Source organism: Pseudomonas sp. 28 E 9 (genome assembly GCF_900004785.1).
In the GTDB taxonomy this organism is placed as follows: domain Bacteria; phylum Pseudomonadota; class Gammaproteobacteria; order Pseudomonadales; family Pseudomonadaceae; genus Aquipseudomonas; species Aquipseudomonas orientalis_A.
In genome coordinates this window covers 61,149-85,307 of record NZ_CVTK01000026.1, presented here as the reverse complement: position 1 = coordinate 85,307, position 24,159 = coordinate 61,149, and the positions used below count along the sequence as shown (strand labels likewise).

At 61.1% G+C, this 24,159-nt stretch carries 25 protein-coding genes, 1 tRNA gene and 1 pseudogene; 10 read left to right on the top strand and 17 right to left on the bottom strand.

What is annotated here, in order from left to right; genetic code table 11:
- Nucleotides 1–124 precede the first annotated feature (124 nt).
- Nucleotides 125–2,416: a beta-glucosidase BglX gene (gene bglX / locus BFQ00_RS05090; RefSeq protein WP_065932804.1), complete on the bottom strand. Its 2,292-nt coding sequence runs from the start codon at nucleotides 2,414–2,416 to the stop codon at nucleotides 125–127.
- 238 nt (nucleotides 2,417–2,654) lie between these two features.
- Here bglX and BFQ00_RS05085 point away from each other — a divergent pair, with 238 nt between their 5' ends.
- The 4 genes from BFQ00_RS05085 (at nucleotide 2,655) to BFQ00_RS05070 (ending at nucleotide 6,103) form a co-directional block, all read left to right on the top strand.
- Nucleotides 2,655–3,266 carry a LemA family protein gene (locus tag BFQ00_RS05085; RefSeq protein ID WP_065886194.1) on the top strand — a complete coding sequence of 204 codons (612 nt, stop codon included), beginning with the start codon at nucleotides 2,655–2,657 and terminating at the stop codon, nucleotides 3,264–3,266.
- Between the two features lie 18 nt (nucleotides 3,267–3,284).
- Nucleotides 3,285–4,016: a TPM domain-containing protein gene (locus BFQ00_RS05080; RefSeq protein WP_065932803.1), complete on the top strand. Its 732-nt coding sequence runs from the start codon at nucleotides 3,285–3,287 to the stop codon at nucleotides 4,014–4,016.
- Between the two features lie 31 nt (nucleotides 4,017–4,047).
- Entirely contained in the window at nucleotides 4,048–4,665 is a 618-nt protein-coding gene (locus BFQ00_RS05075) for a TPM domain-containing protein (RefSeq protein ID WP_065932802.1), read from the top strand.
- A gap of 220 nt (nucleotides 4,666–4,885) precedes the next feature.
- A complete protein-coding gene (locus tag BFQ00_RS05070) occupies nucleotides 4,886–6,103 on the top strand; it encodes a class I SAM-dependent methyltransferase (RefSeq protein WP_065932801.1) in 1,218 nt (405 codons plus the stop codon).
- A 152-nt stretch (nucleotides 6,104–6,255) separates the two neighbouring features.
- Here the strand turns inward: BFQ00_RS05070 and BFQ00_RS05065 are convergent, their stop codons facing one another.
- From BFQ00_RS05065 to BFQ00_RS05050, 4 genes are all read right to left on the bottom strand, one after another.
- The gene (locus BFQ00_RS05065; protein WP_065932800.1) at nucleotides 6,256–8,814 is read right to left on the bottom strand and encodes a TonB-dependent receptor; all 2,559 of its coding nucleotides are present in this window, start codon (nucleotides 8,812–8,814) and stop codon (nucleotides 6,256–6,258) included.
- 118 nt (nucleotides 8,815–8,932) lie between these two features.
- Complete coding sequence (locus BFQ00_RS05060) at nucleotides 8,933–9,898, bottom strand: FecR family protein (protein ID WP_065932799.1); 966 nt, start codon at nucleotides 9,896–9,898, stop codon at nucleotides 8,933–8,935.
- The gene (locus BFQ00_RS05055) at nucleotides 9,895–10,434 is read right to left on the bottom strand and encodes an RNA polymerase sigma factor (RefSeq protein WP_065893445.1); all 540 of its coding nucleotides are present in this window, start codon (nucleotides 10,432–10,434) and stop codon (nucleotides 9,895–9,897) included. Before BFQ00_RS05055 ends, BFQ00_RS05060 begins: the two co-directional genes overlap by 4 nt.
- Nucleotides 10,435–11,037: 603 nt before the next feature.
- Complete coding sequence (locus tag BFQ00_RS05050; protein WP_065932798.1) at nucleotides 11,038–12,054, bottom strand: DUF4917 family protein; 1,017 nt, start codon at nucleotides 12,052–12,054, stop codon at nucleotides 11,038–11,040.
- A gap of 123 nt (nucleotides 12,055–12,177) precedes the next feature.
- Between BFQ00_RS05050 and yiaY the strand changes: the two genes are divergently transcribed.
- Nucleotides 12,178–13,326 (top strand): L-threonine dehydrogenase, encoded by a 1,149-nt coding sequence (gene yiaY / locus BFQ00_RS05045; protein WP_065886202.1) that lies wholly within the window; start codon nucleotides 12,178–12,180, stop codon nucleotides 13,324–13,326.
- Nucleotides 13,327–13,416: 90 nt separating this feature from the next.
- A complete protein-coding gene (locus BFQ00_RS05040) occupies nucleotides 13,417–14,091 on the top strand; it encodes an NAD(P)H-binding protein (protein WP_065893447.1) in 675 nt (224 codons plus the stop codon).
- Here the strand turns inward: BFQ00_RS05040 and BFQ00_RS05035 are convergent, their stop codons facing one another.
- On the bottom strand, nucleotides 14,092–14,580 hold the full coding sequence (locus BFQ00_RS05035; RefSeq protein ID WP_065932797.1) for a DMT family transporter: 489 nt from the start codon (nucleotides 14,578–14,580) through the stop codon (nucleotides 14,092–14,094). It lies immediately after the preceding gene.
- Nucleotides 14,581–14,648: 68 nt separating this feature from the next.
- Between BFQ00_RS05035 and BFQ00_RS05030 the strand changes: the two genes are divergently transcribed.
- Nucleotides 14,649–15,566 (top strand): LysR family transcriptional regulator, encoded by a 918-nt coding sequence (locus BFQ00_RS05030; RefSeq protein WP_065932796.1) that lies wholly within the window; start codon nucleotides 14,649–14,651, stop codon nucleotides 15,564–15,566.
- Between the two features lie 7 nt (nucleotides 15,567–15,573).
- Here BFQ00_RS05030 and BFQ00_RS05025 read toward each other — a convergent pair whose 3' ends face one another.
- Together BFQ00_RS05025 and BFQ00_RS05020 are read right to left on the bottom strand one after the other, a co-directional pair.
- Nucleotides 15,574–15,858 carry a type II toxin-antitoxin system RelE/ParE family toxin gene (locus BFQ00_RS05025; RefSeq protein WP_065932795.1) on the bottom strand — a complete coding sequence of 95 codons (285 nt, stop codon included), beginning with the start codon at nucleotides 15,856–15,858 and terminating at the stop codon, nucleotides 15,574–15,576.
- The gene (locus BFQ00_RS05020) at nucleotides 15,848–16,087 is read right to left on the bottom strand and encodes a CopG family ribbon-helix-helix protein (RefSeq protein ID WP_065893451.1); all 240 of its coding nucleotides are present in this window, start codon (nucleotides 16,085–16,087) and stop codon (nucleotides 15,848–15,850) included. The genes BFQ00_RS05025 and BFQ00_RS05020 overlap by 11 nt, the downstream gene beginning before the upstream one ends.
- A 198-nt stretch (nucleotides 16,088–16,285) precedes the next feature.
- On the opposite strand from BFQ00_RS05020, the gene BFQ00_RS05015 reads away from it, so the two are divergent.
- Complete coding sequence (locus tag BFQ00_RS05015) at nucleotides 16,286–16,927, top strand: LysE family translocator (RefSeq protein ID WP_065932794.1); 642 nt, start codon at nucleotides 16,286–16,288, stop codon at nucleotides 16,925–16,927.
- Nucleotides 16,928–17,047: 120 nt separating this feature from the next.
- Nucleotides 17,048–17,575 (top strand): DUF4142 domain-containing protein, encoded by a 528-nt coding sequence (locus BFQ00_RS05010; RefSeq protein ID WP_065886208.1) that lies wholly within the window; start codon nucleotides 17,048–17,050, stop codon nucleotides 17,573–17,575.
- A gap of 57 nt (nucleotides 17,576–17,632) precedes the next feature.
- Here BFQ00_RS05010 and BFQ00_RS05005 read toward each other — a convergent pair whose 3' ends face one another.
- Nucleotides 17,633–18,058, bottom strand: coding sequence for a low affinity iron permease family protein (locus BFQ00_RS05005; protein WP_065886209.1), 426 nt, complete (start codon nucleotides 18,056–18,058; stop codon nucleotides 17,633–17,635).
- A gap of 180 nt (nucleotides 18,059–18,238) precedes the next feature.
- Here BFQ00_RS05005 and BFQ00_RS05000 point away from each other — a divergent pair, with 180 nt between their 5' ends.
- Nucleotides 18,239–19,021 carry a GNAT family N-acetyltransferase gene (locus BFQ00_RS05000; RefSeq protein WP_065932793.1) on the top strand — a complete coding sequence of 261 codons (783 nt, stop codon included), beginning with the start codon at nucleotides 18,239–18,241 and terminating at the stop codon, nucleotides 19,019–19,021.
- Here BFQ00_RS05000 and BFQ00_RS04995 read toward each other — a convergent pair whose 3' ends face one another.
- From BFQ00_RS04995 to BFQ00_RS30315, 8 genes and pseudogenes are all read right to left on the bottom strand, one after another.
- Nucleotides 19,022–19,522 carry a methylated-DNA--[protein]-cysteine S-methyltransferase gene (locus BFQ00_RS04995; RefSeq protein ID WP_065932792.1) on the bottom strand — a complete coding sequence of 167 codons (501 nt, stop codon included), beginning with the start codon at nucleotides 19,520–19,522 and terminating at the stop codon, nucleotides 19,022–19,024.
- A 138-nt stretch (nucleotides 19,523–19,660) separates the two neighbouring features.
- Entirely contained in the window at nucleotides 19,661–19,966 is a 306-nt protein-coding gene (locus tag BFQ00_RS04990; protein WP_065886212.1) for a DUF6482 family protein, read from the bottom strand.
- Nucleotides 19,967–20,196: 230 nt separating this feature from the next.
- A tRNA-Gly gene (locus BFQ00_RS04985) sits at nucleotides 20,197–20,270 on the bottom strand.
- 135 nt (nucleotides 20,271–20,405) lie between these two features.
- Entirely contained in the window at nucleotides 20,406–21,290 is an 885-nt protein-coding gene (locus BFQ00_RS04980; RefSeq protein ID WP_065932791.1) for an alpha/beta fold hydrolase, read from the bottom strand.
- Between the two features lie 126 nt (nucleotides 21,291–21,416).
- Complete coding sequence (locus BFQ00_RS04975; RefSeq protein ID WP_065932790.1) at nucleotides 21,417–22,109, bottom strand: pseudouridine synthase; 693 nt, start codon at nucleotides 22,107–22,109, stop codon at nucleotides 21,417–21,419.
- A complete protein-coding gene (locus BFQ00_RS04970; protein ID WP_065932789.1) occupies nucleotides 22,099–22,311 on the bottom strand; it encodes a cysteine-rich CWC family protein in 213 nt (70 codons plus the stop codon). The genes BFQ00_RS04975 and BFQ00_RS04970 overlap by 11 nt, the downstream gene beginning before the upstream one ends.
- Nucleotides 22,312–22,383: 72 nt before the next feature.
- Nucleotides 22,384–23,247, bottom strand: a complete 864-nt coding sequence (locus BFQ00_RS30320; protein WP_370671218.1) for a methyl-accepting chemotaxis protein — start codon at nucleotides 23,245–23,247, stop codon at nucleotides 22,384–22,386.
- Nucleotides 23,242–24,006, bottom strand: a pseudogene (locus BFQ00_RS30315) (MCP four helix bundle domain-containing protein); the annotation flags it as partial. The gene BFQ00_RS30320 and the pseudogene BFQ00_RS30315, both read right to left, overlap by 6 nt.
- Nucleotides 24,007–24,159 lie beyond the last annotated feature (153 nt).

The following is a 24,159-nucleotide window of genomic DNA, read 5'->3' as shown; positions in this document are numbered from 1 at the left end:
CCTCAAATCAAATGTAGGAGCGAGCTTGCTCGCGAAAAACGTCAACGATAACGCGGGCTTTCTGAATGAACGCGGCGTTTGTGAGTTTTTCGCGAGCAAGCTCGCTCCTACATACAGCTTTAGATCAAAGTAGCTCGAAGCTCTGCTGCTGCACATCCTGGGAATCCAGCCCGATCTGTACATTGAACTCTCCCGGCTCTGCGGCGAATTTGAGCTGGGCGTTGTAGAACTTCAAGTCTTCCTCGGTAATGGTGAAGTGCAAGGTACGTTCTTCACCGGCCTTGAGCATGACCTTCTGGAAATTCTTCAGCTCTTTCACCGGGCGGATCATCGAGCCGGCCACGTCCTGGATATACAGCTGCACCACGGTTTCGCCATCGACCTTGCCGGTATTCTTCACCGTGACGCTGGCGTCGAGCTTGCCGGTCTTGTTCAGGGTAGTGGACGACAGCGCCATGTCCGACAGGCCGAATGTGCTGTAGCTCAGGCCATAGCCAAACGGAAACAGGGGACCTGTGGTGTCATCGAAGTACTGCGAGGTGTAGTTGCCCGGCTTGCCCGGCGTGAACGGCCGGCCGATGCTCAGGTGGTTGTAGTAGGTGGGAATCTGCCCCACGGAGCGTGGGAAGGTGATCGGCAGCTTGCCCGACGGGTTGTAGTCACCGAACAGCACGTCGGCGATGGCGTTGCCGCCTTCGGTCCCGGAGAACCAGGTTTCCAGGATCGCATCAGCCTGTTGGTTCTCTTCGAGAATCGACAGCGGCCGGCCGTTCATCAGCACCAGCACCAACGGCTTGCCGGTGGCCTTGAGGGCCTTGATCAGGTCGCGCTGGCTTTGCGGGATGTTCAGGTCGGTGCGGCTCGACGACTCGTGGGACATGCCACGGGACTCGCCCACGGCCGCGACGATCACGTCAGCATTCTGCGCAGCCTTCACCGCCTCATCGATCAGCACCTGGGCCGGGCGCGGGTCATCCACCACTTCCGGGGCATCGAAGTTGAGGAAGTTGAGGTAGTCGAGCACCGCCTTGTCGCCGGTGATGTTGGCGCCGCGGGCATAGATGACCTTGCCCTTTTCGCCGATCACGGCGTTCATGCCGTCAAGCAGGGTCACCGACTGTTCCGGCTTGCCGGCTGCCGCCCAGCTGCCCATCATGTCGATCGGGGCCTTGGCCAGCGGGCCCACCAGGGCGATGGTCGCGGATTTTTTCAGGGGCAGGGTCTGGTTGTGGTTCTTCAGCAACACCAGGCTGCGGCGCGCGATGTCGCGGGCATCGGCACGGTGCAGGCGGCTGTCGGCATAGGTGTCGGCCGGGTCGTCCTCAGCCTTGCCGATGCGCAGGTACGGGTCCTTGAACAGGCCCATGTCGTACTTGGCGCCGAGCACTTCGCGTACGGCGTTGTCGATGTCGCTCTGTTCGATCTCGCCGGACTTGAGCAGCCCCGGCAGTTCCTTGCCGTACAACGTGTCGTTCATGCTCATGTCGATGCCGGCCTTGATCGCCAGCCTGGCGGCTTCACGCCCGTCCCTGGCCACGCCGTGCTTGATCAGTTCGAAGATCGCGCCGTGGTCGCTCACGGCCAGGCCCTTGAAGCCCCAGTCCTTGCGCAACAGGTCGTTCATCAGCCAAGTGTTGGCGGTGGCGGGTACGCCGTTGATCGAGTTGAGCGCCACCATCACGCCGCCTGAGCCGGCCTTGATCGCCGCGTGGTAGGGCGGCAGGTAGTCCTGGTACATCTTGACCGGGCTCATGTCGACCACATTGTAGTCGCGGCCGCCTTCCACCGCGCCGTACAGGGCGAAGTGCTTGACGCTGGCCATGATGCTGTCGGCATTCGCGGCGCTGGCGCCCTGGAACGCCTTGACCATCACTTCGGCAATGCGCGACACCAGGTAGGTGTCTTCGCCGAAGCCTTCGGAGGTGCGGCCCCAGCGCGGGTCACGGGAGATGTCGACCATCGGCGCAAAGGTGATGTCGAGGCTGTCGGCGGCGGCTTCCTGGGCGGCGATGCGCCCGGAGCGGCCGATGGCGTCCATGTCCCAGCTGGAGGCCAGGGCCAGGCTGATCGGGAAAATCGTGCGATGGCCGTGGATCACGTCGTAGGCGAAGAACATCGGGATCTTCAAGCGGCTGCGCATGGCCGCGTCCTGCATCGGACGGTTTTCCGGGCGGGTGATGGAGTTGAAGGTGCCGCCGATGCGGCCGGCGGCGATTTCCTTGCGGATCAGCTCGCGGGGCATTTCCGGGCCGATGCTGATCAGGCGCAGCTGGCCGATCTTTTCATCGAGGGTCATCTGCCTGAGCAGGTCGCTGACGAAGGCGTCCTTGTCTTTAAGCGCAGCAGGCTTTGTTTCTGCCCATACGGGGTGGCTGGCCAGAGTGGCGACAAGGCCGAGCAAACACAGCTTCTTCATGAATATCCTTTTTCGGCTCACTGCACAGCGGTCAGGCTGATCGGCCAAAATGACGGGAGCGTCTATTGTTGTTCGGGTGTTGTTCAGATAAATGCAGCACACTCTGAACTCTTTTTCGCGCTGGGCATCTTTGTAGCTGATTGGCTCGAAGCATTCCAGTGGTGGCGGATTATGCCCCAAGCGTGTGGTTTATAGGGTTAGTCATCACATTCCATCCAGATTGGGCAGGAGAAACACCATGCAAGCAGCACAAGGTTACCGCTGGGGCTTGAAAGCCGCGGCGCTGTTATTGATCAGCAGCGTGCTGAGCGGTTGCGGCATCAACAACATCCCGACCCTGGACGAACAGGCCAAGGCTGCCTGGGGCCAGGTGCAGAACCAGTACCAACGCCGTGCCGACCTGATTCCCAACCTGGTGGAAGTGGTCAAGGGCTACGCCGCCCACGAGCAGGACACCCTCACCGCCGTGATTGAAGCGCGGGCCAAGGCCACCTCGATCCAGGTGGATGCGAGCACACTCGACAACCCGGAAAAACTCAAGCAGTTCCAGCAAGCCCAGGACGGCCTGAGCGGCGCACTCAGCCGTTTGATGGTGGTGTCCGAGCGCTATCCGGACCTGAAGGCCAACCAGAACTTCCTGGCCCTGCAATCGCAACTCGAGGGCACGGAAAACCGTATCGCCGTGGCCCGTCGCGACTTTATCCAGGCCGTGCAGACCTACAACACCGAGATCCGCACGTTCCCGGGTCGCCTGTGGCACAGCGTGATGTACAGCGACTTGCCGATCCGCGCCACGTTTGAAGCCACCAGTGCCGATGCCGATAAGGCGCCGCAGGTGAAGTTCAAATAACGCTGCCTTGAGGTGTCGATGCGTTTATTACGGATAGGCCTGGCGCTGTGGCTGCTGGGCTGCGTGGGCCTGGCCCAGGCGGCCCTGACCTTCCCGGCATTGACCGGGCGGGTGGTGGACAACGCCCAGATGATCGACCCGGCGGTGCGCGAGCAACTGACCCAGCAATTGCAGGCGCTGGAGCAGACCTCCGGTGACCAGATCGTGGTGGTCACCGTGCCCGACCTGCAGGGCGTGCCGATTGAAGACTACGGTTATCAATTGGGCCGCGCGTGGGGCATCGGCCAGAAGGGCAAGGACAACGGCGCGCTGTTGCTCGTGGCCCGCGACGAGCGAAAGTTGCGCATCGAAGTCGGCTACGGCCTGGAAGGTGTGCTGACGGATGCGCAGTCCTGGGTGATCATCAATCAGGTGATCGCGCCCAAGTTCAAGGCCGGCAATTTCAGCCAGGGCATCAGCGACGGTGTCGCGGCGATGATCCAGGTGGTGGGCGGTGAACCGCTGGCTGTGCCGGCCCACGTGGCGGATACGAATTTCGCCAAGGACAATCCCGGCTTTTCCATCGGTTTGTTCGTCCTGCTGATCGGCGTGTTGTGGCTGTGCAATCGCATGGGCCTGCCGGTGGGCGCGATCCTGCTGGCGATCCTCAGCAGCAGCGGACGCGGCGGCGGTGGGGGCAGCGGCGGTGGCGGTGGTTTTCGCGGCGGCGGTGGTGGTTTCGGCGGTGGCGGGGCGTCGGGCGGCTGGTAATGACAATAACGAAAATAGAGCATCTACAACCATGGCATTACTGACTGAACACGAGCAGCGCCAAGTGGCCGAGGCGATCGCCCGGGTCGAGCAACAGACCGACGCCGAACTGGTCACGGTGCTGGCGGCGCGTGCCGATGACTACGCCTACATCCCGTTGCTGTGGGCCAGCCTGATCGCGCTGGTGGTGCCCGGTGTGGTGCATTACTTGTCGGGCTACCTGACCATGTACACCTTGTTGCTGGCGCAGTGGGCGACCTTCATTGCGCTGTGCCTGGTGTTTCGCTTGCCCAAGGTCACCACCCGTTTGATCCCCCGCTCGGTACGCCATTGGCGCGCCTCGAACCTGGCGCGCCGTCAGTTCCTTGAGCAGAACCTGCATCACACGCTGGGCAGCACCGGGGTGCTGATTTTTGTCAGTGAGGCGGAGCGCTATGTGGAAATCCTGGTGGATGACGGCATCTCCAAGCGGTTGGACGACAGCAACTGGGATGGCATCGTCAAGGCGTTTACCCAGCAGGTGAAGCAGGGGCAAACGCTGGCCGGGTTCATTGCGTGCATCGAGGCGTGTGGTGAATTGCTCAAGGTGCATGTGCCGGTGACGCACACGCGCAATGAGCTGCCCAATCGCCTGGTCGTACTCGAATAACCAGGGCAACGCCGTTCTAAATGTGGGAGGGGGCTTGCCCCCGATTGCAGTCTGTCAGTTACAAATATACTGACTGATCCACTGCTATCGGGGGCAAGCCCCCTCCCACATTTGGATCTACCTAGGCTGCTGGAACTGACCATTGGTCAAATAACTCCGTGCCCTGGCCGGGTATCCCCCCTAAAATGCCCGGCATTCTTTGCCCGAGGCGTTTTTGTTCATGTCCGTCACCGCTCAACCCGCCAGCCCTGCGCCGGATCATCATGCCCAGTTCATCGACCTGTTGAACGCAAGCCTGGCGCATAACGCCTTTATCAAGCTGGTGCTGGCCAAGTACGTCGGTGATGAAGGCGAACTGCAGCGGCTGATCATCAAGCCTGTGACGGTCAAGGAGCAGCCCTGCCTGTCCTTCGTCTACCGCTACAAGACCCGCGACATCACCAAGAACCTGGCGCTGGCCGACGGTGTGGCGGCGATTGCCGAGCTGCTGCCGACCTCGTTCAAGAACGCGCACCTGCTGTCGCTGACTGACGAAGCCCAGCTGGAATACAGCAAGAAGAACAAAAGCTCGCTGTTCAAAAGCAAGCCGCAGCAATTGCGTGAGGCGCCATCGGCGGAGCATAACCGCGAGAAAAATCGCTTCCTCGACCTGAGCCGGCCGTTCCTCGCCGACCTGGGCGTGACCGACGCCAGGCAGGCGCTGATCCCGTCGATGTCGCGCAAGTGGAAGCAGATCAACAAGTTCATCGAAGTGTTCAGTCATGCGCTGACGTCGTCGCCGTTGCAGCTCGACCAACCCGTACGCGTTGCCGATTTTGGCTCGGGCAAGGGCTACCTCACGTTTGCGATCCACGACTACCTGCGCAACACGCTCAAGGCCGAAGGCGAAGTGACCGGTGTCGAGTTGCGCCAGGACATGGTCACCCTGTGCAACGAAGCGGCCGCGCGCCTGGAGCACCCGGGGCTGGTGTTCAAGTGCGGCGATGTGCGCAGCGTCGCGCCGAGCCGGCTGGACGTGATGATCGCCCTGCATGCCTGCGATATCGCCACCGATTATGCGATTCACACCGGCATCCGTTCTGGCGCGTCGATCATCATGTGTTCGCCGTGCTGCCACAAACAGATTCGCCTGCAGATCCAGAGCCCGGCGCTGCTCAAGCCGATGCTGCAATACGGCCTGCACCTGGGCCAGCAGGCGGAAATGGTCACCGACAGCCTGCGTGCGTTGTTTCTCGAAGCCTGCGGGTATGAGACCAAAGTGTTCGAGTTCATCTCGTTGGAGCACACCAACAAGAACAAGATGATCCTGGCGATCAAGCGTGCCGAGCCTTTGGACAACGCGCATCTGTTGGTGAAAATCCAGGAACTCAAGGCGTTCTACCACATCACCGAACACTGCCTGGAAACCCTGCTGCGCGCCGATGGTCTCTTGGCCTGAACACAGGCCCCATGTGGGAGGGGGCTTGCCCTAATGCCGGTCTGTAGGAGCGAGCTTGCTCGCGAAAAACGTCAACGATAACGCGTGCTTCCTGAATGAGCGCGGCGCCTGTGAGTTTTTCGCGAGCAAGCTCGCTCCTACCGGTGTAGCAATCAGAAGAACCGCGTCACGCTGATCTTCGCGTCGCGCCCTTTGGAATAGGCGCGGTCGCCGCTCAACGCCGGGCGGAAGTTTTCATTGAACAGGTTGTCCACGGTGAAGTTCACCTCGGTGCCTTTCAGATACGCCTGCTGCGGTGCCCATTTGGCGAACAGGCCCTGAGTGTTGTAGCGCTTGTTGCCATACTGGTCGTAGAACAGATCGCCGACCGCGGAGCCCGGGCCGCCGGAATAGTTGTCGCTGGGCAGGCGGTCAGTGGCACCGATGAACTGGCCCATCCAGCCTACCTGGGCATCCCAGGCCGGAATGTGGGTACCCAGCACCAGCACCCATTTGGTCGGTGGGATATCCCGCGCTGCCACGTCCGGGCCCCAGGGGTTGGTATAGGCGCCTTCGTGCTGGCCTTTGGCATAGGCGAATGACACCGAGCCGAACACGTAGGTGGAGTTATAGATCGACTCCACTTCAATGCCCTTGATCGTCAGGCCGCCGATATTGCGGTAGTTGGACATCGCCCCCGCTGGGCAGGCGGAGCCAATCGTGCCGCCGTTGATGGCCTGGTTCCGGCACCCCACGCCAGTGGCCTTGAAGATTTCGTCTTCAACCTTGTTGTGGAACAAGGTGGTGCGCAATTGCAGGTTGTCATCCTGGGCGACGAGATTGTCGAAGTGGGTGATGTTGCCCAGGGTAATCGAGGTGATGCGCTCCGGGTCCAGGTCCACGCTGGTGGCGGTGCGGCTGCCCAGGCCCTGCACTTCGTATTGTTCGTCGATCACCGGCGCACGCCAGGTCTGGCTCCAGTTGGCAAACAGGCCGACGTTGGGCGTGACGGTCCAGAACAGCGCCAGGCGCGGCGACCAGCCGGTGTAGGTGCGGTCGCTGTAGTCGTGGCCGATCGCAGGGTCAGGGTTGTTGTAGTACGGCGCATCATTGCCTTCGCCCCGGTTGCGCACATGGTCGTAGCGCAGCGACGGGGTGATGGTCAGGTCGCCCAGGGTCACTGCGTCCTGGATGAAGAAGCTGTTGGTGTCGACCTTGCCGTGGGGCATGAAGCCCGGCTGGAAATGGCCGTAGTTATAGCGCGGCGTATTGTAGGTGCTGCCGGGCATCCACATTTCGGTGTCGCGCACGTGCTTGCGCACCTGCCCGCCGACTGTCAGCGCATGCTGCAGGGGGCCGGTGTCGAACAGGCTGACGTTGCGGATATCCAGATGCTTGTCGGTGTAGGCGGTGTCCATCTTGCGCCCGCCGGTGGCCAACTGAAAAAACGCGGTGGCGTCACGCTCGTCGCTCTGTTCGGTGTTGGACTGGGAGTACTTGACGGTCATGTCCACCAGCGGGTTGTCCAGCGGCTGGTAGTGGTACTTGCCCGACCAGGTGGTGTCGACGGTATCGCGGTGCGCCAGAAAGCGCTTGAGTGCACCTTCGTAACCGTAGCGGTCGATGTTGAGCTGGGTCGGCGGTGTCGGGTAGCTGGCGGCGGAGAAGGGCGTCCAGCGGTTGCTGTGGGAGCGCGAGTAGGACAGGCCGACACTGTGCTCCTCGGTGAAGTACGCGTTGACCTTGAACAGCTTGCCGTCCACATCCTGGGCGCTGTTGGGCAAGCGCTGAGGATTGATCGGGTACTGGTTGTTCTCGTTGGGCAACTTGGCGGCAACCTTCATGTCGCCGCCGTCGCGTTGGGTCAGATAGGCCAGCGCATCGAAACGGCCGTCGTCGGTGCGGCCGTACACGGCACTGCTGTAGACCTGTTCATGGTCGTTGCTCGAGTAGCCGTATTTGAGCATTGCGCCGCTGTTGCGACCGTCCTTGAGCAGGTCCGGGGCATCCTTGGTGGTCATGTTGACCGTGCCGCCAAAGCCGCCGTTGCCGGTGAACGGTGAGTTCGGGCCTTTCTCTACCTCAATGCTCTTGATCAGCTCGGGCTCGATAAAGACAGTGCCCTGCTGGTAGCGCTCGAAACCACTCTTGGTCGCGCCATCCACGGTCATCGGCACGTCTTCGGCATCGCCGAAGCCCCGGATGTTGATGGTTTGGCCGCCGGGCTTGAGCGAGCCGCCCTGGCTCACGCCGGGCAGGGTCTGCAACAGGCTGGGGATGTTATTGGACTGGTAGCGGTCGATGTCTGCCTGGGTCAGGGTGGAGCGGTTGACGGTACTGGAGTCCACTTCGTTGCCGGTGCCGATCACGCTCGAGGTATCGAGCTGGATTGCGCGGCCTTGCGTGGTCCTGGCCGCATCGGCGCGCACCACATAGGTCGTGCCAACCTTGATCAGGGTGAAGTCGGCGCCTTTGAGCAGGATACGAATCGCCTCTTCTGCGCTGTACTCTCCCTTGAGGGCTGGCGCCTGCATGTGCTTGAGCAACGCCTCGTCGAACAGCAGCTGGATCTTCGCCTGCCGGGCCACTTGGCTCAGGGAGGTCGCCAACGGCTGGGCCGGCAGTTGCAGCGTGAATGACTCGGCCTGGGCGCTGACGCTGAACGCCAGGCAGGTGGCAAGCAGGGTCGGCCGTAGAAACAGGTGCGAAGCAGGGCAAGGCGCGCGAAACATGAGATCCCCCGGTGCGGCTAAATAGCCAAAAAGGTGTGCGTATCAAACGCAGACGGGAGGAAGACGGGGCATGCAAAAAAATCCACACATGCGAATGCAAAATATTCTCATGTGTGGCTTATTTGCTTGATTCGATTCGCACAATGCCGTCGGCGGACGTCACGGTTTTCACCGGTAACAGGGCGGGCAGGGCGTTGAGCAGTGCGTCCGGGTCATTCACATCCAGGTTGCCCGACACCTTGAGTTGCGCCACGGCCTTGCTGATCTGTAGAGGCGCCTGGGGACGGTACAGGCTCAATTCGTCGATCAGGCTGGCCAGCTCGCGATTACGAAACGCCAAGTGCCCGCTGCGCCAATCGGCGACGTCTTCGGCGTTGAGGGTTTGCTGCAGCAGCGTGCCATTGGCGTACTGGTAACTGGCGCGTTGCCTGGCCTGGAGCAACGCGGCGGGGTGTTTTCGATCCGGCTCGAAGGCCACTTGGCCATGGGCCACGCTGACCACCAGTTGCTGTTCGCTGCGGCGCACATCGAAACCGGTGCCCACCACCCGCACATTCGCCTCGCCGGCTTGTACGTACAGCGGGCGTTCCTGATCGGCGGCCACTTCGAGGTACAACTGGCCTTTGTCCAGGTGAAGGATGCGCTGGTGTGCGGTGAAATCCATGCGAATGCGGGTGTTGGCGTTCACATACAAGGTGCTGCCATCGGGCAGGTGCAGGGTGCGCATGCCCTTGGCATGACCGGCAACCTGGGCGTGATACAGCTCGCGTGGCGCACCGAGATGAGGGGCAAGAACGGCGCAGAGCAAGGCGGCCGCGATTGCCAGCGCGGGGCGCCATACCGGTTTGCGCCGGCGCAGCGCCAAGGGTTTGTTCAATGGCTGCAACTGGGCGAGGTCGGTCCACAATTGCTCGAATTCGGCATAGGCGCGCGCATGGGCCGGGTTGGCCCGCCAGGCGGCGAAGGCCTTGCGGTCGACACGGTCCGCGTGGTTGCGGTTGCGTGCAAACCAGCTGGCGGCTTGGGCATCAATGGCATCGCTCGCGTCGATGTCCAGTGCGTCGAGGTCGCTCAGGCGGCTCATTGGGGCTGCTCCGTGCCGGGGTCAGGTTGAAGACGTCGCTTGCAATGCAGCAGGGCAAAAGCAATGTGCTTTTCCACCATGCTCGTCGAAATGCCCATGCGCGCGGCGATCTGTGCCTGGCTCAAGCCTTCGAAGCGATGCAGCATAAGGGCTTCGCGCCGACGCGGCGAGAGTTCGGCGAGGACTTCTTTCAAGTGTTCCAGGCGCTGGATGCGCAGCGCGGCGGCCATGGGCTCGTTTTGCTCGTCGGTGACGGCTTCGGTGGGGGCGTCGGCTGAATCGGCGTGGACACTGCGGCGTACCTGCTGTTTACGCCAGTGATCGCGCAGCAGGTTGCGCGCCATCTGAAACAGAAACGCCCGTGGCTGCTCGACCTTGGCCCGGTCGCGGTAGTCCAGCCATTGGGTAAACACATCCTGGGTCATATCCGCCGCGTCACTGGCGTTGTCCGTGCGTTTGCGCAGGAAATGCAGGATATCTGCATAGAACCCGCGACAGGCATCGGCCGACAATGGGTCGGGCTTGGGACGAGACATGGATATCCTTCTTGACGCAGCACGGCTTGGAAAGGTCGCGAATGATATCGAGAATTATTGTCATTTGTCTCTTTTTAAAATCTGTACTCCATTCAAAATGTGGGAGGGGGCTTGCCCCCGATGACGGTGTGTCAGGCACCGAATGTGTTGACTGATGCGCCGCCATCGGGGCATAGGCATCTACACAACTCTGTAGCGCCCAAACCGTAACCACGATGCGAAGCGAGTCGCTCTTGATCTTGATCTGCTTGATCTTGATCTCAGGCGCCCCGTTAAACCACGCTGGCCGAACGCAGGCTTGAATCCGTGGGTAACCCGGCAGGACGCCGGGTTAGCCGCACTGGGCCATGGATGGCCCATTGCGGCGGCCCACGGATTCAAGCCTGCGTTCGGGCACACCGAGCCCAAGCGAGGTGCCGAGTGGTGGGGCAAGAGCGTTTTGCTTACTTTTGCGCTTTTCAAAAGTGAGCCGCCGTCAGGGCGGAACCCTAAGTGGCCGTTACCGCAGAAACGGATATGTACTCAACCCAGCATCCTGGTCGGCCCAGAGGCCACCATCGGGGGCAAGCCCCCTCCCACAGTTGGTCTTCTTCGTTCACTGGATCAGTGTTCGACAGGCACTGACAGCGTTGGATTACCCAGTGGATGGGTACGCGCGGCAAAGAATTTCAGTTCCATGCCGGTACCTTCGAACAACTGCGAATACCGCTGCTTCTGCTGGCGAATAAACCCATCGCTGCGCCCCGACACCGAAATGGCCAGGGTGGTGATGTTGGCCTGGCGGATCGCATCCACCAGGTGTTTATCCTGCGGCCCCAGGTCATGGCCGAAGATGCACAGCGTGCCCTGGTGAGTGAGCAACTGTTCATAGCAGAACGACAGATAATCCGAACTGCGAATGGTCTTGAGCTTTTCCTCCACCTTGCCCTCACTGACGAACAGCGGCACATCGTCCAGCGTCTTGATTGTGTTGTTGATCGCGAAACTGCTGAGCAATGTGCTGTCGGTGGACGGCAGTTTGCGCGCGGTACCGTCGAGGTTGCGCACCAGGTGCAGGCCGCCGTGCAGGTACAGAATGCGCGTGGCGTCAGTGCGGGTGTCGCGCAGGTCGAAGCTTGAATCGGCGCTGCGAAACAGGTCGTCGATACCCGGCGTGTGCAGGATTGCCCAGTAGTTGAGCAGGTCGTAATTGCTGGTAAACACCGTGGTGTAGCGGGCCAGTTCCGCGTTGATGGTCGCCAGGGTCGAAGGCTGCACCAGGCGCCAGGGAATATGCACGGTGTGGATCGTATTGATCAGTGCTTCCTTGATCGCGTAGTAGCGATTACGTGGCGCCGCCGAACTGACCGCCAGGGCCTTGTTGACGCGGCTGGTGGTTTTCAGCGCGCCCAGGGCCTGCTCGAAACTGCGGGTTTGCAGCGCATCGAATACGCTGAGTTCGGATTGGCTCAGGGGCTTTTCTTCCACTGTGCGAGCGTTTTCAAACAGCGAGTCGTAGGCAAAGTCTTCCCAAATCGTGCGGCTTGCGCCGTTGCCGATCAGAATCCCATTGAAGTCGATGGCGTCGCGCAGTGCGCTCCAGTCGTCAAGGTGGGCGTCAATATCCTGGAAATCCTTCATTGCGGCGGGTCTACTCGAAATCGGCTGGACGGTGACTTTATCACGAGCCGGCATTGATCCTGGTCAAGATACGGCAAGCGGTAGCGGTGGATTCTGTGGGTATAAAGCCCCTGAGGATCGACCATGAGCAGCACGTTTTTTATCCCCGCCGTCAATATCATGGGCATCGACTGCCTCGACGAAGCCATGATCGCCATCCGCAATTACGGTTTTCGCAAGGCGTTGATCGTCACGGACCAGGGCCTGTGCAAAGCCGGCGTGGCCAGCATGATCGCCGAGAAACTGGCGTTGCAGGACATCGACTCGGTGGTCTACGACGGCGCCAAGCCCAACCCCAATGTGGAAAACGTCGAGAAGGGCCTGGCGTTGCTGCAACAGAGCGCCTGCGATTTTGTCGTGTCCCTGGGCGGCGGCTCGCCCCACGACTGCGCCAAGGGCATCGCCCTGTGCGCCACCAATGGCGGGCGTATCGGCGACTATGAGGGCGTCGACCAATCGAGCCGGCCGCAACTGCCGCTGGTGGCGATCAACACCACCGCCGGCACGGCCAGTGAGATGACCCGTTTCTGCATCATCACCGACGAAACCCGCCACGTGAAAATGGCCATCGTCGACCGCAATGTCACGCCGTTGCTGTCGGTCAACGACCCGGCCTTGATGGTCGCCATGCCCAAGGGCCTCACCGCCGCCACCGGCATGGATGCCTTGACGCACGCCATTGAAGCCTACGTATCCACCGCCGCCACGCCGATCACCGACGCGTGCGCAATCAAGGCCATCGAATTGATCAGTGCCAACCTGCGCCTGGCGGTACGTGACGGCAGCGACTTGGCCGCGCGGGAGAACATGGCGTATGCGCAGTTCCTCGCGGGCATGGCGTTCAACAATGCATCGCTGGGGTTCGTGCATGCCATGGCACACCAGCTCGGTGGTCTGTACGACCTCCCTCACGGCGTGTGCAATGCGGTGCTGCTGCCCCATGTGCAGAGTTTCAATGCCAGTGTCAGTGCCAAGCGCTTGAGTGACGTGGCTCGCGCGTTGGGTGCCGATATCAAGGGGATTACCCCGGAAGAGGGCGCGCAGGCTGCTATCGTCGCGATTCGCGCCTTGTCCCAGGATGTGGAAATTCCCGCCGGCCTGCGTGAGCTCGGCGCCAGGTTGCAGGATATTCCGCTGCTGGCGAGCAATGCGCTCAAGGATGCGTGTGGCCTGACCAACCCACGGCGCGCGGATCAGCGCCAGATCGAGGAGATCTTTCGCAGCGCGTTTTGATAGGGGCGGCTTCGAGCTGCAAGCGGTAAGCTACGGGTTGAACACGTTCAACATAAGCATGAAGCTTGCGGCTTGCCGCTGAGGTCCCCCATGAGAGTTCTGTTATTCGGCGCCACCGGCATGGTCGGCCAGGGCGTGCTGCGCGAGTGCCTGCTGGCGCCCGACGTGCAGGAAGTGGTCGCGGTCGGCCGCACGCCATTGACCCAGGAGCACGGCAAACTGCATCAGGTGTTGCACGGCGACATGCTGGATTTCCAACCCCTGGAAAACCTGCTGCAAGGCTTTGATGCGTGCTTCTTTTGCCTGGGCGTCTCCTCGGCGGGCATGAATGAAGTCAAGTACACCCACCTCACTTACGACCTGACGTTGGTCGCCGCCAGCACCCTGGCGCGGCTCAATCCGCAGATGACGTTTATCTACGTGTCTGGTGCCGGCACCGACAGCTCCGAGCGGGGCAAGTCAATGTGGGCACGGGTCAAGGGCAAGACCGAGAACGCCTTGCTGCGCTTGCCGTTCAAGGCGGTCTATCTGTTCCGGCCGGGGATCATCCAACCGTTGCACGGCGTGCGTTCCAAGACGCCGTTGTACCAGGCGTTCTACAGCGTGCTCGGGCCGTTGCTCTCGTTTTTGCGTCGGATAAAACCGAGCTGGGTTGTCAGCACCGAGACCGTCGGCCGTGCGATGCTGCAGGCGGTGAGCCATGGCGCGCCGCAACCGGTGGTGGAGCAGCGCGACATCAATCATCTGGCCGCCGAGCGCGGCTGATCAACTCGCCGTCGCCGCTGCCCGCACCGGCGTGGCGCTGAACTGGATCAACACCACCGCGGCCACCAACAACAACGCTCCGAGCGCCCGCGGCGTTGTCATTGGACGCTGCGCCAGGCCGAACAGCCCGAAATGGTCGAGCAGCAACGACGCCAGAATCTGCCCGGCCATGGCCAGGGCGATAAACCCTGATGCGCCCAGCCTGGGCAGCAGCATCAATGCCAGCGAAATGAAGCACACCCCAAATGCGCCACCGGCCCACATCCACAGCGGCGCCCGGGTGATAAAGGCCAGGCTCGGCAAGGGCAGCCGGAGTGCGATGATCACCGGCAGCAACACAATAATGCTTACCAGCAGGGATGCCAGCGTCGCCCACAACGGGTGGCCGAGCCCGCGCCCCAGGTTGGCGTTGATTGCACTCTGAAACGGCACCACGGCGCCGGCGATTACCGCCAGCAGCAACAGACCCAGCCAATGCAACGTTGTCATTTCCAATCTCCCAGAGGTTTTGCTGGACTCTAGGTTATTCGTCGCGCAAATTTAAATTCCAAATTCTTATGCCGAGCATGCAGCTGATGAATGATCTGCGACGCGTCGATCTCAACCTGTTGGTGATCCTCGACGCTCTGCTCAGCGAGCAACACGTCACCCGCGCCGCCGAACGCCTGCACCTGAGCCAACCGGCGGTCAGCCATGCGCTGGCGCGCCTGCGTGACCTGTTGGGCGACCCGTTGCTGGTGCGTCAGGGTGGCGCATTGATAGCGACCGCCCGTGCGCTGGAGCTGGCCACGCCGTTGGCAGAGGCCCTGGCCCAGGTGCAGGCGCTGCTGGCGCCGAACCGTTTTGACCCGGCGTCGGCCAAGCGCCGGTTTCGCGTGGCGATGTCGGACTACAGCGCGGCGATTTTCCTGCCCGGCTTGGTGCGTCTGCTACGCCATGAAGCGCCGGGTATCGACTTGCAAATCATCCAGGCCAGCCGCGAAGGCATGGTCGACGGCGTACTCAATGGCGATCTGGATCTCGCCGCCGGGGTCTTCCCTGACGTGCCGGCCGAGCTGCGCACGACGCCCTTGTTCGAGGAGCATTACACCTGCCTGGTCGACCGCGACAGCCTGCCGCAAGGCGGTGTGCTGGACCTGCCTGCCTACTTGTCACGCCCCCATGTCCTGCTGGAAATGCGCGGCAGCGGCACGCCGGAAATCGAGCGTGCGTTGAGCGCGATTCGTGAGCGGCGTCATGTGGCAATCAGCCTGCCGCACTGGGGCGTGGCACCGCAGTTGATTCAGGGCACGGACCTGATCCTGACCGTCTCATCCCGGGGCCTGCTCGATATCGATCACACGCACCTGATAAGCGTACCGCCGCCGTTTCATATTCCATCGTTTGCGTTCGAGCTGGCCTGGCACGCACGACGAGGCGGGGATGCCGGGTTGCAGTGGCTGAGGGGGCGGGTGCAAGGTGTGCTGGAGGGCTGAGCGGTCGCTACCACGAGGTGGGTGGCTGACGGCGGGTATAAAAAATTCGCATGACCTGTAGTCGCCCGTCACGAATACGGTAAGGAACGATATAGGGCCATCGCGGCACCACCCATTCACGCGTCCCCGGGACCCGGCCCTTTTTTCCCAGCGCGGGAAATTGCGCAATGTGTTCGAGCCCGGTCAACATCGCCTGGACGAACTCGGAGGCGGCTTTGGGGTTTTCTTCAGCGATAAAGGCCGCTTCGTCATCAAGGTTTCTGAGGGCTGCCCTCAGCCACTCAACCTGCATTGTTGCGCCATTTATCAGCGACGGCCTTTACCTCGGCAGGCGTCGCGAAATCTCCTGCATCGGCTTCTTCCAGGGCTTTTTGTATCTCTTCGATTTGCCATGCTTCACGTGCCAGGTATTCGCGCAACGCATCAACAGCAAGGAACGATTTGCTGCGACCGGTCGCTTTGGCGAGACTGGCAAGCGTATCGGCGACGTCTTCCGGTATCCGCAGAGACATGACAGACATACAAACCTCGATGTAGTGATGTGTAGTGCGCCATACTACAGCGTCATCCGACGGAGCGTTTGTCCCGTTCGTCAGGGCATTGCGGACGATTGCCGGCGTAGGGAATGGCGCAACAAATGAAGTTTTACCCGTAGCCCCTGAACCTGCACAATCGCTGTCTATTTCAACAATTTGCCAGAATTTGCCAGAGCCCCGCCCATGACCCCATCCCTGCTGTTAGCGGTCCTTGCTTCCGGGTTTATCTACGGTATTACGCCCGGCCCTGGCGTGTTGGCCGTGTTCGGCATCGGCGCCGCCCGTGGCCGTCGCGCCGGTGCCGGTTTCCTGGGTGGGCATTTGCTCGGCGACGTGGTGTGGTGCAGCACCGCCCTGGTGGCGATTGTGGGGGCGCGGGAAGTCGGCAGCAGTGCGTTTGATGTACTCGGCGTGCTCAGCGGGCTTTATCTGTTCTGGCTCGGCTGGCGCGCCATCCGCACCCAGCGCCGTAGCGGCGACGCCCCTCAGGGCGCGGCGCGGCATCCGTTCTGGCACGGCATTCTGTTCGGCCTGACCAACCCCAAGGCGTACCCGGTGGCGGTGGCGACCTTCACGGCACTGCTCTCCAGTCGTGCCGAGTTGCTGACGTGGTCGATGCTGCCGTCGCTGATATTTCTGAGTTTTATCGGCGGCCTGCTGGCCTACGCGATCCTGATCGGTGTGGTCGGTGCCCAACGTGTGCGTACGGTGTATCAACGTCACGAAATCCTCATTACGAGGCTGTGCGGCGTGATGTTTATCGGGTTCGCCATCAACGCTCTGGCGCACGCATTGCCAGGCCTGTTTGCAAGCAAACCCGCCTGAATCAGCAACGACCGTTCGTCGCACTGCAAAGTTTTTTCTAAACCTTTGCCGCATGCAAAATTCGAATCCAGGGCAAGGAGCCGTTCCCTTGCCCCTATTTTTGCCCTGGAGGAACCCATCATGAGCCGCATGGCTATCCGGTTACGCACCGCCAGTTTCGCGATGCTGCTGGGCCTCGGCGCCAGCAATGCTTTCGCCCAGTCGCCTGCCCAATTCATCGAGCAGGCGTCAGCCAAAGGCATGGCCGATATCGAAACCAGTCGTATGGCGCACGCCAAGACCTCGTCCCAGGAAATCAAGGATTACACCATTGAGGTGATCAACGAGCGCACCCTGGCCAACCAGCATCTGGCGGCGATCGCCAAAAAGCTCGACCTGCCGGTGGCCCCGCGGGAGAAGATCGTCGACAAGGCCGAAACCCTGATGCCCGAACTCAAGGACGGCGACTCCTTCGACGCCGCCTATATCGCGCAGCAGGTCAAGGAAAACGAAGACGCCATCGCCCTGTTCAAGCAGGAAGGTGCGGCGTCGGATGTGCCTGAGATAAAAGCGTTGGTGGACGAGACGCTGCCCAAGTTGCAGGAGCGCCTGGAAAAAGCCCGGGCCCTGGCATCGACCTACGGCAAAGACCACCAGGGCGACGGTTGAAGTGGCCCCTTGAAATGAAAACGGCGGTTGGATCATCTCCAACCGNCCGCCGTTTTTTTATGCCTGGTTCAAATCGGTTTTCGGCGGCGCCGCGTCGTCGGCGGCGGGGCCACAACTGCTGTTGAGGCTCAAGCTGCCGGCTTTGCCGATATCGCGATATTCCTGGCGCAGCTTTTCAAGCTCTTTACGGTCCAGGCCGTCCAGGCTCAACACGGCGTTCTGGGCATCCTTGGACACACGCAACAGCTCGTCGATCTTGATATGCAGAATGTCGTTGTCGCGGTTCTGTGTGTTCTGGATCAGGAACACCATCAGGAACGTGATGATGGTGGTTGAGGTGTTGATGATCAATTGCCAGGTGTCGTTGTAATGAAAGTACGGCCCGCTCAGGCTCCACGCCAGAATCAACGCCACCGCCGCGTAGAACGTACGGGGGCTGCCGGCCCAGCGCGATAGAGTTTGGGAGACAGCGGAGAATTTCATGACTGTTTTTCCTCAAAAGGGGGGTGATGAAAATACTGACCGCAACGGGTCGCTGAAATTTCTTTTTACAACTTGGCCTTCGGACCAAAGCAGGCATTTTTCTGCCCGGGTTTTAGGAGCGCGCCTACGGCGCTGCGAAGCCATGGGCGCAAGACTGGGTTTTTGACCTGGACAGTCCTTATGTACGCAAAGGCCGCTTGTGACATACCCGCGCTTTATTACTTGACCGAAGATCATTTTTTCGCGGCGACCTGCGCGGTGTACCGTCGACATGCCGCCGGTATCAATACCTATCTTGCCGAGGAAAATTCCATGCCGTGGAATACGTTGTTCATCCGCGTGGGCTGCGCGCCCCTGCGCGAAACGACGCCGGTGATTCTGCAGCTGATCCGCCGTACCGCATTGCCTATACGCATCGTGACGCCTGAGGTACAGGTCGACGGGTTACGCGACGCGCTCACCGGGCTTGGCTTTGAGCCTGCCGAAAAGAGCACCACGATGGTTCACCCCTTGGCACGCTGTGCGCCATCGATTAGCGAGGAGGCCGTGCAGATCAGCCTGACGCGTGACTTGAACAAGTGGGCGAGCCCGCTTGGCAGTGCGTTTTCGATATCGCCCGAGACGGTCGCCCATTATCAGGCCCGGCATCAGCGGGCGCTGGACGCCGATGAAGCCCTTTATCACTTCATCCTGTCCGTCGAGGGGCAGGTGGGCTGTGCGTTGACCTTGTCAGTGTGTGAGGGCCAGGCAAGGCTCAGTGACGTCGGCACGCTGCCCGGCTTTCGTGCCAGAGGCTATGCCACGCGATTGATCCAGTCGGCCCTGCTTCACGCCTCGGGGCTTGGGGCACGCAGGTGTTTTCTCGAGGGGTCGATGATGGCTGTCCCGCTGTATCAAAAATTGGGTTTCCAACGATTATTCGACTGCGTGGCTTTTGTTCGCGGGCCTGTGCCAGGCCCGTGATCAGAACGCCAGTGTTGCCTGGCCGCGATCCTCCAGTGTCAACAGATACTGCTTGGCTTCAAGCCCGCCGGCAAACCCTGTCAGTGCCCCCGAAGCCCCCACGACACGGTGACAGGGCGCAATGATCGAGATGGGGTTACGCCCGTTCGCCGCGCCTACGGCGCGCACGGCGTTCGGGTTGCCGATCTGCCGGGCTATCTGGCTGTAGCTGCGGGTTTCGCCGAAGGGGATGGTCAGCAAAGCCTGCCAGACTTGCCGCTGAAAATCAGTGCCGCAGAAATCCAGTTCCAACTCGAAACGATTGCGCGTACCCGCGAAATACTCCGCCAGCTGGCGCTCTGTTTCCAGGAGTACCGGGCTGTCGTTGGCTTCGTGCAACTCACCCAGGCGCACCCGATTTTCCCGTTCCGTTTCCCAGAGCACGGCACCGAGCTTGCCATTGCGGGCTACCAGGGTGAGTTGGCCGACGGGGGAGGGTATGAATTTGCAGGCGTATGACATGGGCTTGATCCTTGAGGCTGTGCGGTGCAACTATCCGCGCAGTGAACCCTGGGAGAAACCGGTTTCTTGCGGTCGGCAGGACGCTGCTTAAATCAATGTCGCTGATACTCGGAAAACGGGTCCGACAATAAATGTAGCTTAGAGCGTCGCGTTCAGCGAAAACGGAATGCGCAATCCACCAATCGGCCCTTCGCGTACCCCGCACATCTCGTCATGCACGCTGTGTTGCACCAGCACGCAGGGAAACGCGGGCACCCCTTGCAGCAGGTCGCGCAAATGGGTGGTGGAGCGGATGCGCAGTGGCTGCCCGTCATCGCCCTGCAGCGTTTTTTCATCGCGATCCAGCCGGACCCGTGCCAGATACAAGCCACCTTCCAGCGACAGCAATTGCAGCTCGCGGATCTCGCCGTTCGCGGCCAGCTCGGTCAGCATGTGCACATTCATGAATTGCACCTCATTGGACGCCGACCTGGGCGTGATCGACCGGTTGATCAATGTGTTTTGCTACCCAGTGCACAATACTTGTACAGAATTTTATATTTGTACAGTTTTCTGGGGCGGCGCGAACACAGCCGTTATCGGCCCTTGAACGCCAGGCATAAAAAAACCGGTCACAGGGACCGGTTTTTATGCTTCCCGTGTCATCCGTGGCATGACAGGAGAACCTATTTGAGTGGAGCGGGTAGAGGGAATCGAACCCTCAACTAAAGCTTGGGAAGCTTTCGTTTTGCCACTAAACTATACCCGCTCAAAGCGGCTGACTTTGTACCAGATGTTCACCCGGATTTGAAGTTTTTCTTCGAAAAAATCGCACGTTGCGCTCGCGCCGCCTGCCGAATAGGTGGCGCCACTGCAGGAGCCCGCTCCTGCAGTGGGTCTGATGTCAGACCGCAAAGGCGTGTTGCGTCTGACCTGGCTGGTAACGTAAGCGACTCACCGGCCGCTGCCCTTTCAAAAAGCCCACCACCGCGTCCCGGCTGTCCCGGCACGCCGCTTTATGCTCCATATCGAGGAAATGCCCCGTCGCCTGAACCGTGCTGAAGCTGCTGTTTTTAACATGCTGGCCGAACAGCCTGGCATCGCCTGCGCTGGTGTACTCGTCCCACTCGCCGTTAACGAACAGCACGGGAATGTCGATCTGCCTGGCTGCCTTGAGGTAGCACGACCGGTCGCTGTTGAGCACCTGGCTGATGTGGAAGTGCATCTGTCCGTATTCATGCTCGGCCAGGCCGCTCACGTGCTTGTGGTTGAAGCGCTTGAACAGCGACGGCAAGTGCTTGCCCAGGGTGCTGTTGACCAGGTGGCCGACGCGGTCGCGGTCCAGGTTGCCGAGGTAGTCGACGCCGCGCTCCAGATAATCACGCATCGGTGCGTTGATCACCGGGGAGAACGAGCTGATCACGGCCTTTTCGACGCATTGCGGGCGTTGAGCGAGGGCGAACAGCGTGGCGGCGCCGCCCCAGGAGAACGAGAGCACGTGTTCGGCGGCAAAGCGGTCGATGAGCTCCAGGAGGATCTGGCCTTCGACTTCCTTGGTCAGCATCCGCTCGTGGCGGTTGTGTAGTTTGGAACGGCCGGCATAGGGCTGGTCGTACAACACCACATTGAATTGCGGGTACAGGCTTTTCACGGTCTGGGCGAAAGAGGCCGTGGTGGCCATCGAGCCGTTGACCAGGACGATGGTTTTTTCAGCGGAATCGGCGCGATAGAACTCCGTGTAAACCCGGTATTGACCCTGTATATCCAACACAGCGATTTCTGGCCTCATGTCGTAAGACTCCTGGCAAGCGGGTAGGGCGCGCAAATGACTGTGCACGAGCTTTATGACAGGTAGGCATACGCCTGGAAGCCGAGCGCCCATGTCGGTCCGATTGCGGCTGGCCGACAGCGGTCGTCAGACGAGACGGATTTCCTCGTCAGTCAGCGCCCGATACTCGCCCGGCGCAAGCGCTGCATCCAGGTGCAGCGGCCCCATGCGCTCGCGATGCAGGGCAGTCACTTTGTTATCAAAATGCCCGAACATGCGTTTGACCTGGTGATAGCGGCCTTCGATGATGCTCAAGCGCGCCGTCCTGGGGCCCAGTAACTCCAGTTCGGCGGGTTGAGTGATGAGGTTTTCGAAGGCGAAGTACAGGCCCGCCCTGAAGACTGCCGCATAGTTCGGGCCGATGTCCTGCTCGGTTTCCACCCGATACACCTTGGGTAACTTGGTCGCCGGTTGCGTCAGGCGCCGCGACCACTGGCCGTCATTGGTCAGTACCATCAGCCCGGTGGTGTTGTAGTCCAGACGCCCGGCGATATGCAGTGCGTCCTTGTGCGGTTCATCCAGCAGATCGAGTACCGTGCGGTGTTGCGCATCGCAGGTAGCGCTGACGCACCCCTGCGGCTTGTGCAGCATGAAATAACGCGCAGGTTTGCCCGGCTGCAGCACCTCACCGTCCACGCGCACGCTGCTGAACGTGCGCACCTCATGAAGCGGGTCGCTTACCGTGGCACCATCCACCGTTACCCGGCGTTCGGCCAACAGCAGCCGCACTTGCTTGCGATTAAACCGTGGCAGGTTACTGAGGAAGCGATCAAGGCGCATCGTGGCGGCGCAGCTGTTGGTCCACTTGGGCGCAACGCGGGCACAGGCAGGCCTGGTTGCGCAGTTCGTCGGGCAGCGCCTGGAGCACCGCCGGGTCGATGGTGACGCTGTAGCACCAGCAGGCCTGGCCGGCCGTGCGCGGGTCGGCCAGGCTGCAGTCGTTACGGGCACCGCAGGCGGGGCAAAGGGTCGGGGTGGTCATGGGCAGGTCGGGCTGTATCGGGCAAGGTGTGCGTGGCCTTGCACGATACAGCGCCGATGTGCGCCAAGCTACTTACAGCTTGAATTTGCCGACCAGCACACTGAACGAGGTGGCCAGGCGCGACAGGTCCTGGCTGGAAGCGTTGGTCTGATGTGCGCCGGCGGCGGTCTGGGTCGACAGGTCCTGGATGTTGAGCAGGTTGCGATCGACTTCACGCGCCACTTGGGCCTGTTCCTCCGAGGCGGACGCGATGACCAGGTTGCGTTCGTTGATCTTCGCCACACTGGCGGTGATACGTTGCAACGCTTCGCCGGCATTCTGCGCCAGCACCTGCGTGTTGTTGGCCCAGCTCAGGCTCTTGTTCATCGCGGCTACCGCGCCGTCGGCGCCGACTTGCACTTCGCCGATCATTTTTTCGATGTCCACCGTGGACACTTGGGTGCGATGGGCCAGCGCGCGCACTTCATCAGCTACCACCGCAAAGCCACGGCCTTGCTCACCCGCACGGGCCGCCTCGATTGCTGCGTTGAGGGCGAGCAGGTTGGTCTGGTCGGCAATCCCACGAATCACATCGATCACCTTGCCGATTTCGCGGACCTGACTGGCGAGGCCTTCCACCGACTTCGTCGAATCGTTGATCTCTACCACCATCGAATTCATGCCGGAAACGGCCTGTGCCACTTGCTCACGGCCTTCCTCGGCTTCGGTGGTCGCCTGGCTCGAGGCCTGCGAAGTCGATACGGCGTTGCCGGCCACCTCATCAACGGCTGCAGTCATCTGGTTGACGGCGGTGGCCGCTTGTTGAATTTCATCATTCTGGCGGGTCAGGCCCCGGGTGCTTTCTTCGGTGACCGCACTCAGTTCTTCAGCGGCCGAGGCCAGTTGGTCGGATGCGTTGGCGATTTCCAGCAGGGTGTGTTTCAAGCCGCCCTGCATGTTCGACAGCGCCACCAGCAACTGCCCGGCTTCGTCGGTGCGCTCGGTGCTGATGGTCTGGGTCAGGTCACCGTCGGCAATGCGTTGCGCGCTCGCCACCGCTTGAGCGATGGGGCGGGTGATCAGGCGCGTGATCAGCACGCCGACGATAATGGCGATGATGAAGGCCAGGACGATGCCGCTGATCATCCAGGTGAGCGCACTGTCACGCAGGGCGTCGGCGGCGACTGCGCCTTCCTTGATCTGGCGGTTGTTGGATTCGACCATCACGCGGATCAGCTCGCGGGCCTGGCGGAACAGTTCATTGTTGGTGGTATTGAGCTCGGTGCGTGCCTGCTCGACCTGGCCCTTGTCGAGCAGGCTCAGGATGCGTTCCGAGCTACTGAGGTACGTTGGCCAGATCTGGTCGAAGGTGTCACCCGCCGCCCGCTCGTCATCTTCCAACGGCGTGGCGCGGTAGGTGGTGTACGCCGCCTGGCTGCGTTTGACTTCGTTGGCGATATCCTGGCGCACGCGGTCGCGGTCCTGCTGGGCGACGTCACCGTTACCGGCATCGAGCAAGCGGTACAAACCACGGTTGTGTGCCACCAGCCCATTCAGGGTGGCAGCTGTGTTGCTGACCGACACCAGGTTGTTGGAGAACGTTAATTCCAGCGCTGCGGCGAGCCGCACGACCCCTTTGATACCCAGCAGGCCGACACCGAGGGTAATCACGGAGCAGAGTAAAAATGAGAGCAGCAGCTTGGTAGCAATTTTCATGGCTTGAATCCGGCGGTAAGTAACGGGAGGGCGCACACCAAGGCCTCCGTGGCGCTGTGCAGTATCACAATGACATCATTGTAAGCGACAAAGTTTCGCCTCTGAATAAAATACTGAATCGATACAGCTAACGTATGCCGGCGTACCGCTGGT

Excerpts from the sequence above, each read along its gene's own strand:
- bglX (WP_065932804.1), bottom strand. The coding sequence starts at position 2,416 with ATGAAGAAGCTGTGTTTGCTCGGCCTTGTCGCCACTCTGGCCAGCCAC.
- BFQ00_RS05085 (WP_065886194.1), top strand. The coding sequence starts at position 2,655 with ATGCAAGCAGCACAAGGTTACCGCTGGGGCTTGAAAGCCGCGGCGCTG.
- BFQ00_RS05080 (WP_065932803.1), top strand. The coding sequence starts at position 3,285 with ATGCGTTTATTACGGATAGGCCTGGCGCTGTGGCTGCTGGGCTGCGTG.
- BFQ00_RS05075 (WP_065932802.1), top strand. The coding sequence starts at position 4,048 with ATGGCATTACTGACTGAACACGAGCAGCGCCAAGTGGCCGAGGCGATC.
- BFQ00_RS05070 (WP_065932801.1), top strand. The coding sequence starts at position 4,886 with ATGTCCGTCACCGCTCAACCCGCCAGCCCTGCGCCGGATCATCATGCC.
- BFQ00_RS05065 (WP_065932800.1), bottom strand. The coding sequence starts at position 8,814 with ATGTTTCGCGCGCCTTGCCCTGCTTCGCACCTGTTTCTACGGCCGACC.
- BFQ00_RS05060 (WP_065932799.1), bottom strand. The coding sequence starts at position 9,898 with ATGAGCCGCCTGAGCGACCTCGACGCACTGGACATCGACGCGAGCGAT.
- BFQ00_RS05055 (WP_065893445.1), bottom strand. The coding sequence starts at position 10,434 with ATGTCTCGTCCCAAGCCCGACCCATTGTCGGCCGATGCCTGTCGCGGG.
- BFQ00_RS05050 (WP_065932798.1), bottom strand. The coding sequence starts at position 12,054 with ATGAAGGATTTCCAGGATATTGACGCCCACCTTGACGACTGGAGCGCA.
- yiaY (WP_065886202.1), top strand. The coding sequence starts at position 12,178 with ATGAGCAGCACGTTTTTTATCCCCGCCGTCAATATCATGGGCATCGAC.
- BFQ00_RS05040 (WP_065893447.1), top strand. The coding sequence starts at position 13,417 with ATGAGAGTTCTGTTATTCGGCGCCACCGGCATGGTCGGCCAGGGCGTG.
- BFQ00_RS05035 (WP_065932797.1), bottom strand. The coding sequence starts at position 14,580 with ATGACAACGTTGCATTGGCTGGGTCTGTTGCTGCTGGCGGTAATCGCC.
- BFQ00_RS05030 (WP_065932796.1), top strand. The coding sequence starts at position 14,649 with ATGCCGAGCATGCAGCTGATGAATGATCTGCGACGCGTCGATCTCAAC.
- BFQ00_RS05025 (WP_065932795.1), bottom strand. The coding sequence starts at position 15,858 with ATGCAGGTTGAGTGGCTGAGGGCAGCCCTCAGAAACCTTGATGACGAA.
- BFQ00_RS05020 (WP_065893451.1), bottom strand. The coding sequence starts at position 16,087 with ATGTCTGTCATGTCTCTGCGGATACCGGAAGACGTCGCCGATACGCTT.
- BFQ00_RS05015 (WP_065932794.1), top strand. The coding sequence starts at position 16,286 with ATGACCCCATCCCTGCTGTTAGCGGTCCTTGCTTCCGGGTTTATCTAC.
- BFQ00_RS05010 (WP_065886208.1), top strand. The coding sequence starts at position 17,048 with ATGAGCCGCATGGCTATCCGGTTACGCACCGCCAGTTTCGCGATGCTG.
- BFQ00_RS05005 (WP_065886209.1), bottom strand. The coding sequence starts at position 18,058 with ATGAAATTCTCCGCTGTCTCCCAAACTCTATCGCGCTGGGCCGGCAGC.
- BFQ00_RS05000 (WP_065932793.1), top strand. The coding sequence starts at position 18,239 with ATGTACGCAAAGGCCGCTTGTGACATACCCGCGCTTTATTACTTGACC.
- BFQ00_RS04995 (WP_065932792.1), bottom strand. The coding sequence starts at position 19,522 with ATGTCATACGCCTGCAAATTCATACCCTCCCCCGTCGGCCAACTCACC.
- BFQ00_RS04990 (WP_065886212.1), bottom strand. The coding sequence starts at position 19,966 with ATGAATGTGCACATGCTGACCGAGCTGGCCGCGAACGGCGAGATCCGC.
- BFQ00_RS04980 (WP_065932791.1), bottom strand. The coding sequence starts at position 21,290 with ATGAGGCCAGAAATCGCTGTGTTGGATATACAGGGTCAATACCGGGTT.
- BFQ00_RS04975 (WP_065932790.1), bottom strand. The coding sequence starts at position 22,109 with ATGCGCCTTGATCGCTTCCTCAGTAACCTGCCACGGTTTAATCGCAAG.
- BFQ00_RS04970 (WP_065932789.1), bottom strand. The coding sequence starts at position 22,311 with ATGACCACCCCGACCCTTTGCCCCGCCTGCGGTGCCCGTAACGACTGC.
- BFQ00_RS30320 (WP_370671218.1), bottom strand. The coding sequence starts at position 23,247 with ATGCAGGGCGGCTTGAAACACACCCTGCTGGAAATCGCCAACGCATCC.